Here is a 12,667-nt window from a genome sequence, read left to right on the forward strand (position 1 = left end):
ATGAAAACCCCTAGTGTGGTTGAATTCAGGACGATTTCAACCATGCTAGGGGAAAGAGGAAGAGCCTATGAAGGAATTAGAGCCCTGTTTCCATGAGATCCGTGAAAGCAGGTTGCTTGTGTTGAATATAATGGATAAAAATAGCCGTTAGTTTGGGATCGAATTGGCTACCCGAGCAAGCACGTAATTCTTCAATGGCCTCCTCGAACGTTTTGGTGGGTTGATAGGGACGCTCGGTTGTCATCGCATCAAAAGAGTCGATGATCGTCAGCATCCGACATAAAAGTGGAATTTGCTCGCCCTTAAAGCCAAACGGATAGCCTCCTCCGTCATAACGTTCATGATGCAGCTCCACAAAAGGAATCAAATCTACGAATCGTTCGTTGGCTTCTACAATACGCTTGCCCCACATGACATGCGCTTGCACCATCTGCCATTCCTCACCGGACAGCTTCTCTTTTTTATTGAGAATATTCCAGGGAATCTCCAGTTTACCAATGTCATGAATGAGAGCTCCTAGTATGAAACGCCGCTTATCCTCCGGTCCGAGTTGAAGCACATCGCTCATGTCTGCTGCATATCTGAACACCCGTTTTGAATGCTTGAAGGTATTAATATCCTTGTATAAGAACAAATTAAGCTGCTGCTCAAGATCACGAATATCCTGCCCCAGATCGACCTCACGCTCCACTTCATTTAAGCTTCCATGCGTATGAACGATGTTTTTGCCCTGTTTCTTGGCGTAGTACAGGGCTTTATCCGCCAGATCGACCAGCTGTGATTTGTCGTAGATGTCAATGCGGCTTTGGGCAATACCTGCGGAGAAGGACAGACAGCCATGTGGAAAAATTTCGACACCCTCATAACGAGAATCATTTAATCTTTTTCGAATAGCATTGACTATTTCATAAGCTTGTTCAGCGGTATGATCAGGCATAAGCAGGGTGAATTCTTCTCCACCGTAGCGGGATACGGTGATGGGGGTGTCGGAGGTTTCCTTCTTAAGAAACTCACCGAGAAATCCCAGTAGCTGATCGCCTTTAAGATGACCGAAATGATCATTGTATTTTTTGAAATCATCAATATCAATCAGCGCCAGACTGAGGGGAGTATTCTCGGATCTCGATATATTTAATTCAGCTTCAAGTGTATTTTCAAAGTAGCTGTGATTGTATAGCCCTGTTCTGCGATCCATGTTTGCTTTTTCTTCGATTTCCCGATACAGCGTGAACATTTGCTTGAATGCGTGAGATAGGAGCATGCTTAGCCCAAGGAACAGCAAAAGTCCTAGAATGCCATTGTTATAAATCAGTGTAGTCAATACCAAAGACAGAATGAGTGTACATAAGTATACGAGCAGGGATTCAGCCAAAAAAGCCTGTTTAAGCTCATTGAAGGACCCTTTGTATGCGATATAAAAGTAGATGCCCAGTGTGATTGTGTTCACCGCAAAGTAGCAAATTAACGCCAGCAGGTAGGAAGCGAAATGCTCTTGGTTTAAAGCTCCCTGCGTTCCGCCGCTTAGTTCAAATACTGTTGAAGACAGGAAAATGGAAAGGGCGTAAATAGAAAAATTGACGGTATGCTTCCACCAGGACAGTTCTGTGTGCCGGAACATAGCAATGATTACATTTAACAGCAAAATCAGAATAGCAATTTCGGTGCCATGCACAAAAATACAAGCCAGATACACGGAGGAATCCATGGACTGCTTGTTACTGGCCGGTGGTAGCTGGAATGTAAAATGCTCCAGAATTAGAACTGCTCCCAATAGGGAATAGATCGTGACCCACTCTGTTGTCGTATAGTGCAAAAAGGACCACTGATTCGTATACAGGAGAACGATCAAGCCTGCCAAACATATGAAAAACACATATATTCCAGTCGCGGTAACCCGTTCTTGCAGCTTTTTTATTATACTCATCATTTCTTCTCCTGCCTTGTCGTATCTTGATGTCAAAGCTACCAGGGGTGAATGGGATAATTTACAATTTTATAATCGAAAATTTCACATGAAAAAACAGGCCGGAATCCAGCCTGTTTTGTTGAGCCTGTGCTTCCTTTTTTTCTTATCGGTGACTAGCCCCCGATTTTGTAACCGGAAGTCAAAGCAATTATGACAGAAGCTACAATAATAGCATTGATAATCACACGGGAGTATTTCAAGTTTTTCATAGGGTTCCCTCCCTTCCTTGGAATAAGGTACGCACTAGGCGTGACGGGGATTGGTTTCTTGCTGCTTATCCTTGGTTCTTTTCACGACCATAATGCTTTGGATAAACAGAAACATCCCGAAGTTCATGACAACATCTCCAATACTAATTACCTGCGTGCGGGGATAGGGCTTGGAGAGAGGAATAATGTCACCAAGCAATGATAGACGCGTACTCGCATCCATCATGTAATGTTTCGAGATGACACTTCCGGATTTAAGCATATCTGTATAATAGGGACCCAGCACCTCCGAAGCGCTCAACGAGACTGGCATCCTGCCGCCATTCACCGCCATAACGATAAAATTCATCAATACGCCGATGATAATAAGCTTGAATCCCTTATGATGTCTGTTCAACCAGAGAAATATCAATCCAACCACGTAGACTCCCATAAATAGATACCCGTTAATGGCTGCCAGCCCAGTCCATTTTTCTTGGAAATAAAAAATAATGAATTGTACCAGTAGCAGCACGGGGAACATCCAGCCGGCTATAAGGCGAATTTGACTGAAACGGATCAGACCTTGCCGCCAGCCTCCTCTGAACAGACCTACAATGAGACCCAGTAGCACTCCATCATAGACCATTATCATTCTCCAGATTCCACAAATTTTTTGTTTTGGTTACCGTATAATTCGACCTGAAATTGGTAAATTCCTGCCTGATATATAGCAGTTTTTGAAAAAAAATTGCGGATTAGCGTGTAATGATTCGAAGCCAGACGAAATGAGTGATATCATGATATATTGAAGTGATTATTTATATTTTTGTGAAAAGGATGATTATTATTATGAACCGGTTATCCAATACTGTTATGGTTGCCGCAGATATGACCAAATCGCGAATATTATGGATCGCCTTTGTCCTGGGTGCATTGAGTGCTTTCGGGCCGTTGTCCATAGATATGTATTTGCCGTCGCTGCCTACATTAGCCGACAATTTGCATACGACTACTTCGTTGGCGCAGCTTAGTTTGACCGCCTGTCTGTTGGGCCTGGCCGTTGGACAGATCGTTGCTGGTCCGCTTAGCGATGTAAGGGGGCGCAGAGGACCGCTGGTGATCTCGCTCATTCTGTACGCTGCTGCTTCGCTGTTATGCGTGTTTGCGCCGAATATCGGTATGCTCATTGCACTTCGCTTTATTCAAGGGCTTACAGGATCGGCAGGGATCGTGATTTCCAGAGCTGTAGCCCGTGATCTATACTCGGGCAAAGAATTGACACGCTTTTTCTCACTACTCATGCTGGTGAACGGCGTGGCCCCCATTGCTGCACCAGTACTGGGCGGTGCCATTTTGAACTTTGTTTCCTGGCGTGGTGTATTCATGGTACTTTGTGTGGTCGGCGTGGCTATGCTGATTGCCGTCGTATTGGGTTTGCCAGAAACGTTGCCAACGAACCGCCGCTCATCCGGTGGTTTGAAGCAGACGCTGGGGACACTCGGTCACTTGTTTGCCGATCGACGCTTTATGGGCTATGCCTTCTCACAGGCGCTGATTACGGGAGCGATGTTCGCGTATATTGCTGGCTCACCATTCGTGCTTCAGGATATTTTCGGGGTTTCCCCTCAGACGTATAGCATCATTTTTGCAGTGAATGGTTTGGGGATTGTACTGTTTTCCCAGTTAACGGGTAGACTTGTGGGTCGCTTCAGCGAACGACAGTTACTCTTGTCGGGTCTGGTCATTGCGGCTGTAGCCGGAATCAGCTTGCTTACTGTAGCCTTTACTGGAGGCCAATTGTTTGCTGTTTTAGTTCCGCTATTTTTTGTCGTTTCCTGCGTAGGGATTGTGAGTACAACGACGACTTCATTGGCAATGCAGAGTCAGCAGCGCTCCGCAGGTAGTGCGTCCGCCATGCTTGGTTTGCTGCCTCTATTGCTGGGTTCCATCGCTTCACCGCTAGTAGGCTTGGGGAGTGGAACAACCCCCGTACCCATGGCGGTCGTTATAGCTATAGCCGAGGTTGGTGCGCTAATAAGCTTTGCCGTACTTGCTAAGGAAACACGCGCGAAGGCTTGAAATTAGGCGAATTGAACTAAAAAACTCCCCTGGACTGATACGTGAACCATTTCAGTCCAGGGGAGTTTTTTACCGTTTTGCAATCGAGATATCTTCGGCTTCCTTTGCGGGCAGAGGTATCTGTTTTAAGTACATACGAGATGGTTTGTGAACCAGAATTGAAATAAGCATGCAGATATGAACGGGAAAGAAAGGGTCTATTCCGTTGATGTTCAAACCAAAAATGGATACGAAAAGCAGTAAAGTAAGGGTGAGTTTATACTTTTTTGTCGCAATAAACAGCAAGATCATTATTGTAGGAAGTAATCGAAAGAGCAATTTTCCGAATACAAATCCGACCATATGAGCGGTAGAACCTTCAAGTGGAGGTGTGATGGATAGCGTGCGGGAGGCCATATGGATTAACCGAGACTCCCCACCTGTCGGTTGGGCTGAAATAAATACACATCCTGCGATAATGATTACAAGGATTTTAAACCACAACAGGCCTTGGATAAGCCGTAACAAGGGTGTAATCTTTATTTTCATTGACTTCTAATAAGCTCCTTCGACGTATGATTTGTTATGATTGCTCGTTTGTATATATACAAGACAAATGGGAATTGCAACTTTAATATTATATCAATATATTACCAAAAGAGTAGTCCTGCTAAAGAATGATTATGCGGAGACTATTTTCCTGATGTTGAGACAGAATCGAACGATATTTTGGTTTCCTGCCAAATATATAGATGTGAGATGAAAGAAAGGGGGAGATCAGGATTGGACAACGCAAGGAGGCGGGCAAATTTGATAAAGAATGATTTGATGGTTGCTCTTGTTACGGAGACGCTGGCTGGCAGTCGTGAGGCTTACAGAGAACTGTATGATCAAACAATTCATACAGTCTATAGAACGGTGCATTTTTTGTTGGAAGAGAAAGTGGATGCTGATGATGTGGTGCAGGAAATTTATATTCATGTATATAAATCACTTGGGCAATTTGACGAAAGACGTCCTTTTCATCCTTGGCTAATGGGGGTCGTTATGCGTCAGATCCGGGCTTACCGTAGAAAACAATGGATGAGGCTACGAATCACAAGCAAAGCAAAAAGGCTCGAACTTCATACATCTCATGATTTTTCTGAGGAAATTGTGGACAAGGTTGCAAATCATGTATTGCTCCAAGCAGTTCAGCAGCTTTCGTTCAAGCTTAAACAGGTAATTGTGTTGCACTATTTGCAGGAATATTCCCAAGAGGAAATCTCCAATATTTTAGAGATACCGTTAGGCACGGTGAAATCACGAATTCACGCGGCTTTGCAAAAGCTTCGATCGAAAGAGCAGCAGGAACATTTTCTAATCGGAAAGGTGGAGAAGATCCATGAAGCTTGAGCAAGAACTACGTAGGGTGATGCAGCAGGATGATGACCACATATTGGCTCCGGCTGAATTAAAAGAAAACATTATGGGTCAAATTGAACGGCTTGAAAAAGGAGGACCTAAATCTATGAAAAGGTATATTGTGATAACTCTTCTCGTAGTGTTATTACTAATTCCAACAGGTGCTTTTGCTACTTACACTTATTTGGCGGATACAATATATGGTTCACAGGAAAAGCTAATTGAAATGGGAGGATCGTCAGAGGAATATAATAGAGTAGAATCCAAGTTGCAGCAGGTGCAGGGGCATTTAACGAAAGAGGAGTTCACTGTTTTTATAGGGTTATTGAGAGAACTCGGGGCCTATAATCTGAAAATGACGGATGAAAACGGCGCACTCCACAAGGAGCGCTTAAGCGCAGAGGAAGAGCGTGAATACGATCATATATCTGCCAAGCTGGAGCCGTATTATGACAAGTTGAATCAGGGGAAAGCGCTAACCCAAACGGACGATGGTAAAAAAGATGGCGGTGATTCTGCCATTACGGGCACATTAGATGCAAAGGCCCACGCAGGCATCGATTTACAGGTCGAGCTGGACTATGCGAAAAAGGTTCTGACTGAGGATGAATTTGTAAAGTTTCGTGTACTGTTCACGAAGTTCTACGAGTATGTACCCCGCATTACAGGGGCCAAAGGTGTACTATATCCAGATCGTTTATCTGAGAGGGATAGAAAAGATTATGAGGAACAGTTAGAGTTGCTACAGCCTTATTTTGATCAATTTAATTCGCTTGAGTAGAAACAGTGGCGAAAATCAAGGCGAAAAAGTGACATTTTCCTGGAATGTTGACATACCCCGTGGGGGTATATTATGATGGGGATATAACAAATGTTTAAATGCATATATACACCACACAGGAGGCTGATGTATGGCTGAGGAGCAATCTGCTTCCCACACTGAAGTCCATGAGAATCACTGTGGAACAGACGGGGAAAAGACAATTAGAAAAAGTCATCATTCGGCAGAGTTCAAGAACAGCCTCGTATCCCGGTTGAACCGTATTGAAGGTCAGGTTCGCGGAATTAAAGGCTTGATTGAGAAGGATACCTACTGTGACGATGTACTGAACCAGATTGCGGCTGTCCAGTCCGCGCTGAATGGTGTCGGTAAGCTGCTGCTGGAAGGGCATATGAAAAGCTGTGTCATTGAGCGCATGCAGGCAGGAGAGCAGGAAGTGATTGACGAGCTGCTGGTTACGGTCAAAAAGCTAATCCGTTAAGAGTAGTATTCATACACATTATGGGTACGGAAGTACCCCAGAGGAGGAAAAGAAAATGGCACAAGTTACATTGAATGTAGAAGGCATGAGCTGCAATCATTGCGTGAAGGCAGTAGAAGGAGCTTTGGAGAAAGTTGGCGCTACCGGCAAGGTCAGCCTCGAAATGAAACAAGTGAATGTAGAATATGACGAGTCCAAGCTGAACGTTGAAGCGCTGAAAACAGCCATTGAAGACCAAGGCTATGATGTTGTTTAAGTAATGAAGGTGTTTTATGTGTGAAAAGACTTGTTTCGAAGGAGAAGCTTCCGTATTAGAAGCTTTTTCTTTTTGGATATGATATACCCCACTGGGGTATAGGAGGAGGGTTATACCATGGAAAACCGTGCGACCGACGGTGACAAGCAGACAACGCTTCACATTACAGGGATGTCCTGTGCCGCCTGCGCAAGCCGTATTGAGAAAGGTTTAAAGCGAATAGATGGTGTGGCACAGGCTAATGTGAATTTGGCTTTGGAGCAGGCGTCGATATCCTATGATCCCAAGCAGGTGGAGATCGCTGAATTCCGCGACAAAATTGCTTCTCTTGGGTTTGGAACTGTAAGTGAAGAAGCCAATCTGAATGTAACGGGCATGACTTGCGCGGCCTGTGCAACCCGGATTGAAAAGGGATTGAATCGGATGCCTGGTGTAACAGGTGCCACGGTAAATTTGGCGATGGAAACCGCTCATGTGGAATATGCCGCGGGGAGTATTGCGGTCGGTGATCTGGTGAGCAAGATCGAACAGCTGGGCTACGGAGCGATCCCGCAGAGCGCAGAGGACAACATTGCGGATGTGCGCAGTAAGGATATCCATCGTAAAAAATGGAAGTGGATTGTGTCCGCAGTGCTGTCGTTGCCGTTGTTGTGGGCGATGGTGGCTCATTTTTCCTTTACATCATGGATTTATGTGCCAGAACTGTTCTTGAATCCATGGTTCCAACTAGTGCTGACAACGCCGATTCAGTTCGTCATTGGTTGGCAGTTTTATGTGGGCGCGTACAAAGCGCTTCGTAACGGCAGTTCGAATATGGATGTGTTAGTTGCACTGGGTACGTCTGCGGCTTATTTTTACAGCTTGTACCTTACTCTGCGTCCGGCTGATGTTATGGAGGGGATGGCGGGAATGCCTGTCATGACCATGCCAGAGCTGTATTACGAGACAAGCGCGGTGCTAATTACGCTTATTTTGGTTGGTAAATGGTTCGAAGCGGTAGCCAAAGGGCGTTCGTCCGAGGCGATCAAGAGCCTGATGAGTCTACAGGCGACAACGGCACGTGTAGTACGTGATGGGCAAGAGCTTGATATTCCGATTGAACAGGTACGTGTGAAGGATATCTTTATTGTACGACCCGGCGAGAAAATTCCTGTCGATGGTGTGGTCGTAGACGGACGTTCGGCAGTGGACGAATCCATGTTAAGTGGTGAGAGTCTTCCGGTTGAAAAAGAAGCCGGTTCCGCAGTTACAGGGGCGACGCTCAATAAAAACGGGGTTCTACGTATCCAGGCTGAGCGTGTGGGTGGTGATACGGCGTTGTCCCGTATTATTAAGGTCGTGGAAGATGCGCAAAGCTCCAAGGCTCCCATTCAGCGGATTGCGGATCAGATTTCCGGTATTTTTGTCCCCATTGTTGTTGCTATCGCTGTGTTGGCCTTTATCGTCTGGTTTTTCCTTGTGACGCCGACTGATTTTGCAGGCTCACTGGAGAAAATGATTGCAGTTCTCGTCATTGCTTGCCCTTGTGCGCTCGGATTGGCAACTCCAACGTCCATTATGGCAGGATCGGGACGTGCCGCTGAATATGGTATTCTGTTCAAGGGCGGCGAGCATTTGGAGATGACCCGTTCAGTCAACGCAGTGGTGTTGGATAAGACAGGTACAGTTACGAATGGCAAGCCCGAGCTGACGGATGTTATGGTTGGAGCAAGCGGCATGGCTGAAAAGGATATGCTGCGGTTGCTCGGTGCGGCAGAAAAAAGCTCAGAGCATCCGCTGGCGGAAGCCATTGTAAAGGGGATTGCAGATCGAGGCATTGAGCTGGTAGGACCGACAGATTTTGAAAATATTCCGGGTTATGGTGTGAAGGCACATGTGGAAGGTAAACAGGTATTGGCCGGTACACGCCGATTGATGAGCAGGGAAGGCATCGCAATAGATGACTTAGCTGAGCAGTATATGAACAATCTGGAAAAAGAAGGGAAAACCGCGATGCTGGTCGCTGTGGACGGTTCCTATGCCGGACTGGTGGCCGTAGCGGACACGATTAAAGAAACGTCACGGGAGGCCGTTGCTCGTCTGCGGGCGATGAACATTGAAGTCATCATGATTACGGGTGACAATGAACGGACTGCGCGGGCTGTTGCCGCCGAGGCCGGAATTGAACGAGTGCTGGCGGAGGTGCTACCTGAAGGAAAGGCTGAGGAAGTGAAACGGCTTCAGGAACAAGGCATGATCGTAGCTATGGTTGGGGATGGTATTAACGATGCGCCTGCGCTGGCTACTGCTAATATTGGGATGGCGATGGGTACGGGAACGGATGTGGCCATGGAGGCGGCGGATATTACCCTCATGCGCGGCAACCTGAACAGCATTCCTGACGCGATTGAAATGAGCCGCCGGACCATGACAAACATACGGCAAAATCTGTTTTGGGCGCTCGGGTATAACGTGATCGGTATTCCGATAGCTGCTTTGGGCTTCCTTGCCCCATGGTTGGCGGGAGCGGCCATGGCATTTAGCTCTGTTTCAGTTGTGCTGAATGCGCTGCGTCTCCAACGAGTAAAGCTGTAAGTGTATGGATGTATCGGCAGGATAACGTGCTGTCGGACTTCTGTATCGAGATAAAGTTATTATCAGAGTATAGAGCAAGTACGCGCAATTGGTTGGTTTCTCTGCGTGCTTGCTTTTTGTTGTGTTTGGTTTTTTAAAACCATTCAACTTTCATTACGTCAGGTTGCTTATCATTCGCGAAAGTTCCATAATATTTGTAGGAGTGCCATGCAAGCATGCAAGAACTTCTTCGTATACTCACAGCTTGAAGTAGATAAAGAGCTTATATTATGGATTAGGAGTGAAGCAGTCATGAATGATACGATTTCCTTGTTGATGAATCACCGGTCTGTGCGAAAATTCAAGTCAGCCCCCATTACCGACGAGCAGCTCGCAGCTATTGTGGCAGCTGGCCAAATGGCTTCCTCGTCCAGCAATGTGCAGGCATATACCGTTATCGCCGTTACCGAGCCTTCTTTGAAAACAAAACTGGCGGAGTTGGCAGGAGGGCAGGCTTACGTTGAGCAATGCCCTGCGTTTTTGGTATGGTGCGCAGACCTGTATCGCTTGAAACAGGTCACGCTCCACCATCAGCCAGGTCAGCCTTCCTATGAGGGGTCCGTTGAAAATTATACGGTTGCGACCATTGATGCCGCGTTAGCTGCACAAAATGCAGCGGTAGCCGCTGAATCACTGGGCTTGGGCATCGTCTACATTGGCGGCATTCGTACTAACATAGCAGAGGTGTCTGAGTTGTTAGGGTTGCCAGAGCTGGTGTATCCAGTATTCGGTATGTGTATTGGTGTACCGGATCAGGAAACGGGCTTGCGTCCACGCCTTCCGCTGTCCGGTGTTTTGCATATGAACGGCTACGACAAAAATCAGACGATGAAAGCTGTAGAGGTATACGATCACACATCAGCGGAATATTTGAAGGAACGTACGGGCGGTCAACGCTCTACGCCATGGTCTGAGCAAATGGCCGGAAGATTGACCGAGCCAGCACGCTTGCAGTTGAAGCCATTTTTGGAACAGAAGGGTTTCCTGAAGCAATAAAATCTGAGTAGCGACAAGAGAACTCTACAAAATACAAGAACCTCCTTATTTACGCGGAACTCCAACATACGTAAATAAGGAGGTTCTTTGCTGATAAGACTTTATCAATCAGATAGTGAGTAAAAACGTCTCGTATTTTCATAAAATAGTTGACGGACGGCAGATTCAGGTTGATGCGTCAGCTTGCTATACGTGCGAATGACGTCGGCAGTCATCCGTGGATGTGTCTGTTGTCCGGTAAAAGGACCCTCAAACGGCCAGGGACCGTCTGTCTCTGCCATGATCTGATCAGACGGATACTGCCTTGCCAAGCTGCGGATCTCTTCTTCGTACAGGAGATCCGGTGTGAAGGAGACATAATAGCCGTTCCGGGCGATACGTTCGGTCGTGGCGGCAGAGCCTTTAAACCAGTGAAAATGCGCCTGCGTGACGCCGTGACGTTCCAGAAGGTCACAGGCGATGTCTGCGTCTTCATAAACGGCGTGCAGGACAATGGGCTTGCTATGCTTGCTTGCAAACTGGATGAAACGCTCCAGTAGCACTATGTAGGGAGCGAGGTCAAAAGGAGCTCCGCTCTGCGAGGCTTCTAGCCGATTGTAATAGGGTAAGCCGACTTCACCCACGGCGACCATCTGCTGTACATGTTCGTCCATCCAGTCGAACAAGAGGTCAAGCTCAGTTTGCGGTGGAAGGGCCTGTTCGGGATGAAAGCCAAAGGCTGGCCGTACTAGCCCAGGGTAACGCTCGGCTAACCGTAGATTGGCTCGGCTGGAGTCCAGATGCATCGACACGGCTATCACAGCTTGGACGCTGCTATCAGCAAGTGAAGCGAGCAATAGCTTCTGTTGTTCGGGCGGGTAGCTGTCTACATGAATGTGCGCGTCGATTAATGGAGCGGGTCTTGTTGTGGTCAAATCCAAGCCTAGCTTTGTTTGGCTGTTCCATTTCGATGCACATCGAACTTTTACGTCACTCATGCCGATTCAATCCATCTTCCGGGATATTCTTGTGAACGCTCTGAGCATTGTCCATGTCGCCGTCCAGTTTGTACTTTTCCTCACGCATCCAGCCGGTCATGGTTCGCTTCCATTCAATAAAGAGAGGATCGAGGGTGATTTCTTCCCTACGCGGGCGGGGAAAAGGGACATCTACGACATGCACCACCGAAGCAGGTCGCGCTGACAGCACATAAATGCGGTCGGAGAGCAGCAGCGCTTCTTCAATGCTGTGGGTAATGAACAGCACAGAGCGGCGGTTCTTCTCCCACATCCGCAGTAACCATTGCTGCATATCTGCACGTGTCAGCGCGTCGAGTGCGCTGAACGGCTCATCCAGCAGCATTAATTCCTGCGGGCTGAGCAGTGCGCGAAGAAAGGCTGCACGCTGTTGCATTCCACCAGACAGCGTATGTGGATACGCCTTGGCGAATTTGCCTAGTCCAACCTGCTCGAGCCATTGCAGGGCTTCTTTGCGACGTTCGCGTTCACTGGCGTACTGAGGGGGGACTGCTGTATTTTTACGTGGAGCATTTTCCTGCCCAAGCAGTACATTATCCAGCGTGGTGCGCCACGGGAAAAGGGCGGGCTGCTGTGGCATATAGCTGATATGCCCACGTTCACCAGTCATGTCTCGTCCGTGCATACGGATACGTCCCTGCTGTGGTTTGAGTAGCCCGCCGATGATGTGAAACAGCGTACTTTTGCCGCTGCCTGACGGACCGATGAGAGAAACGAATTCTCCCGGCTTGACTGTGAGGGATACATCCTGCAGCACGGGCAGTAAGCTTCGCTTTTCGCGGAAGGCGAGGCTGATCCCGTCCAATTCCAGAGCAGAAGGGGCAGTCGAAGGACTCTGCTGGTCCCCGGCTCGTTGTTCATTAGCCACGTTGTGTGATGATAAGTCAGTCGGATGCAGACTCATA

General features: G+C 47.3%; 12 protein-coding genes. 7 read left to right on the plus strand and 5 right to left on the minus strand.

Features of this window, described 5'->3' with window-relative positions:
- Positions 1-76: 76 nt before the first annotated feature.
- Positions 77-1,927 (minus strand): bifunctional diguanylate cyclase/phosphohydrolase, encoded by a 1,851-nt coding sequence (locus MKY75_RS02025; protein WP_049816859.1) that lies wholly within the window; start codon positions 1,925-1,927, stop codon positions 77-79.
- A gap of 282 nt (positions 1,928-2,209) precedes the next feature.
- On the minus strand, positions 2,210-2,803 hold the full coding sequence (locus MKY75_RS02030; RefSeq protein ID WP_029514685.1) for a DUF5317 domain-containing protein: 594 nt from the start codon (positions 2,801-2,803) through the stop codon (positions 2,210-2,212).
- Positions 2,804-3,006: 203 nt separating this feature from the next.
- Between MKY75_RS02030 and MKY75_RS02035 the strand changes: the two genes are divergently transcribed.
- Complete coding sequence (locus tag MKY75_RS02035; RefSeq protein WP_340884150.1) at positions 3,007-4,236, plus strand: multidrug effflux MFS transporter; 1,230 nt, start codon at positions 3,007-3,009, stop codon at positions 4,234-4,236.
- Between the two features lie 69 nt (positions 4,237-4,305).
- Here MKY75_RS02035 and MKY75_RS02040 read toward each other — a convergent pair whose 3' ends face one another.
- Positions 4,306-4,764 (minus strand): hypothetical protein, encoded by a 459-nt coding sequence (locus tag MKY75_RS02040; RefSeq protein WP_069010752.1) that lies wholly within the window; start codon positions 4,762-4,764, stop codon positions 4,306-4,308.
- A gap of 264 nt (positions 4,765-5,028) precedes the next feature.
- On the opposite strand from MKY75_RS02040, the gene MKY75_RS02045 reads away from it, so the two are divergent.
- The 6 genes from MKY75_RS02045 to nfsA all read left to right on the plus strand — a co-directional run bounded on the left by MKY75_RS02045 (position 5,029) and on the right by nfsA (position 10,746).
- A complete protein-coding gene (locus tag MKY75_RS02045) occupies positions 5,029-5,610 on the plus strand; it encodes a sigma-70 family RNA polymerase sigma factor (RefSeq protein WP_238794844.1) in 582 nt (193 codons plus the stop codon).
- Positions 5,600-6,400 (plus strand): DUF3600 domain-containing protein, encoded by an 801-nt coding sequence (locus tag MKY75_RS02050; protein ID WP_165147927.1) that lies wholly within the window; start codon positions 5,600-5,602, stop codon positions 6,398-6,400. Before MKY75_RS02045 ends, MKY75_RS02050 begins: the two co-directional genes overlap by 11 nt.
- A gap of 130 nt (positions 6,401-6,530) precedes the next feature.
- Complete coding sequence (locus tag MKY75_RS02055) at positions 6,531-6,881, plus strand: metal-sensitive transcriptional regulator (protein ID WP_029514687.1); 351 nt, start codon at positions 6,531-6,533, stop codon at positions 6,879-6,881.
- A gap of 55 nt (positions 6,882-6,936) precedes the next feature.
- Positions 6,937-7,137, plus strand: a complete 201-nt coding sequence (locus tag MKY75_RS02060) for a copper ion binding protein (protein WP_165147930.1) — start codon at positions 6,937-6,939, stop codon at positions 7,135-7,137.
- Positions 7,138-7,254: 117 nt separating this feature from the next.
- Complete coding sequence (locus MKY75_RS02065; protein ID WP_318627666.1) at positions 7,255-9,711, plus strand: heavy metal translocating P-type ATPase; 2,457 nt, start codon at positions 7,255-7,257, stop codon at positions 9,709-9,711.
- Positions 9,712-10,002: 291 nt separating this feature from the next.
- Positions 10,003-10,746 carry an oxygen-insensitive NADPH nitroreductase gene (gene nfsA / locus MKY75_RS02070; protein WP_318627665.1) on the plus strand — a complete coding sequence of 248 codons (744 nt, stop codon included), beginning with the start codon at positions 10,003-10,005 and terminating at the stop codon, positions 10,744-10,746.
- 104 nt (positions 10,747-10,850) lie between these two features.
- Here the strand turns inward: nfsA and MKY75_RS02075 are convergent, their stop codons facing one another.
- Positions 10,851-11,660, minus strand: coding sequence for a TatD family hydrolase (locus MKY75_RS02075; protein WP_340887052.1), 810 nt, complete (start codon positions 11,658-11,660; stop codon positions 10,851-10,853).
- Between the two features lie 55 nt (positions 11,661-11,715).
- A complete protein-coding gene (locus MKY75_RS02080) occupies positions 11,716-12,666 on the minus strand; it encodes an ABC transporter ATP-binding protein (RefSeq protein ID WP_069010756.1) in 951 nt (316 codons plus the stop codon).
- Position 12,667 lies beyond the last annotated feature (1 nt).

Origin of the sequence: Paenibacillus sp. FSL L8-0663, from assembly GCF_038008125.1 — a bacterium.
In the GTDB taxonomy this organism is placed as follows: Bacteria; Bacillota; Bacilli; order Paenibacillales; family Paenibacillaceae; genus Paenibacillus; species Paenibacillus polymyxa_D.

What these genes read in the sequence shown, in the direction of transcription:
- MKY75_RS02035 (WP_340884150.1), top strand. Translation starts at nt 3,007, where the DNA reads ATGAACCGGTTATCCAATACTGTTATGGTTGCCGCAGATATGACCAAA.
- MKY75_RS02065 (WP_318627666.1), top strand. Translation starts at nt 7,255, where the DNA reads ATGGAAAACCGTGCGACCGACGGTGACAAGCAGACAACGCTTCACATT.
- MKY75_RS02030 (WP_029514685.1), bottom strand. Translation starts at nt 2,803, where the DNA reads ATGGTCTATGATGGAGTGCTACTGGGTCTCATTGTAGGTCTGTTCAGA.
- nfsA (WP_318627665.1), top strand. Translation starts at nt 10,003, where the DNA reads ATGAATGATACGATTTCCTTGTTGATGAATCACCGGTCTGTGCGAAAA.
- MKY75_RS02025 (WP_049816859.1), bottom strand. Translation starts at nt 1,927, where the DNA reads ATGATGAGTATAATAAAAAAGCTGCAAGAACGGGTTACCGCGACTGGA.
- MKY75_RS02050 (WP_165147927.1), top strand. Translation starts at nt 5,600, where the DNA reads ATGAAGCTTGAGCAAGAACTACGTAGGGTGATGCAGCAGGATGATGAC.
- MKY75_RS02080 (WP_069010756.1), bottom strand. Translation starts at nt 12,666, where the DNA reads ATGAGTCTGCATCCGACTGACTTATCATCACACAACGTGGCTAATGAA.
- MKY75_RS02055 (WP_029514687.1), top strand. Translation starts at nt 6,531, where the DNA reads ATGGCTGAGGAGCAATCTGCTTCCCACACTGAAGTCCATGAGAATCAC.
- MKY75_RS02040 (WP_069010752.1), bottom strand. Translation starts at nt 4,764, where the DNA reads ATGAAAATAAAGATTACACCCTTGTTACGGCTTATCCAAGGCCTGTTG.
- MKY75_RS02060 (WP_165147930.1), top strand. Translation starts at nt 6,937, where the DNA reads ATGGCACAAGTTACATTGAATGTAGAAGGCATGAGCTGCAATCATTGC.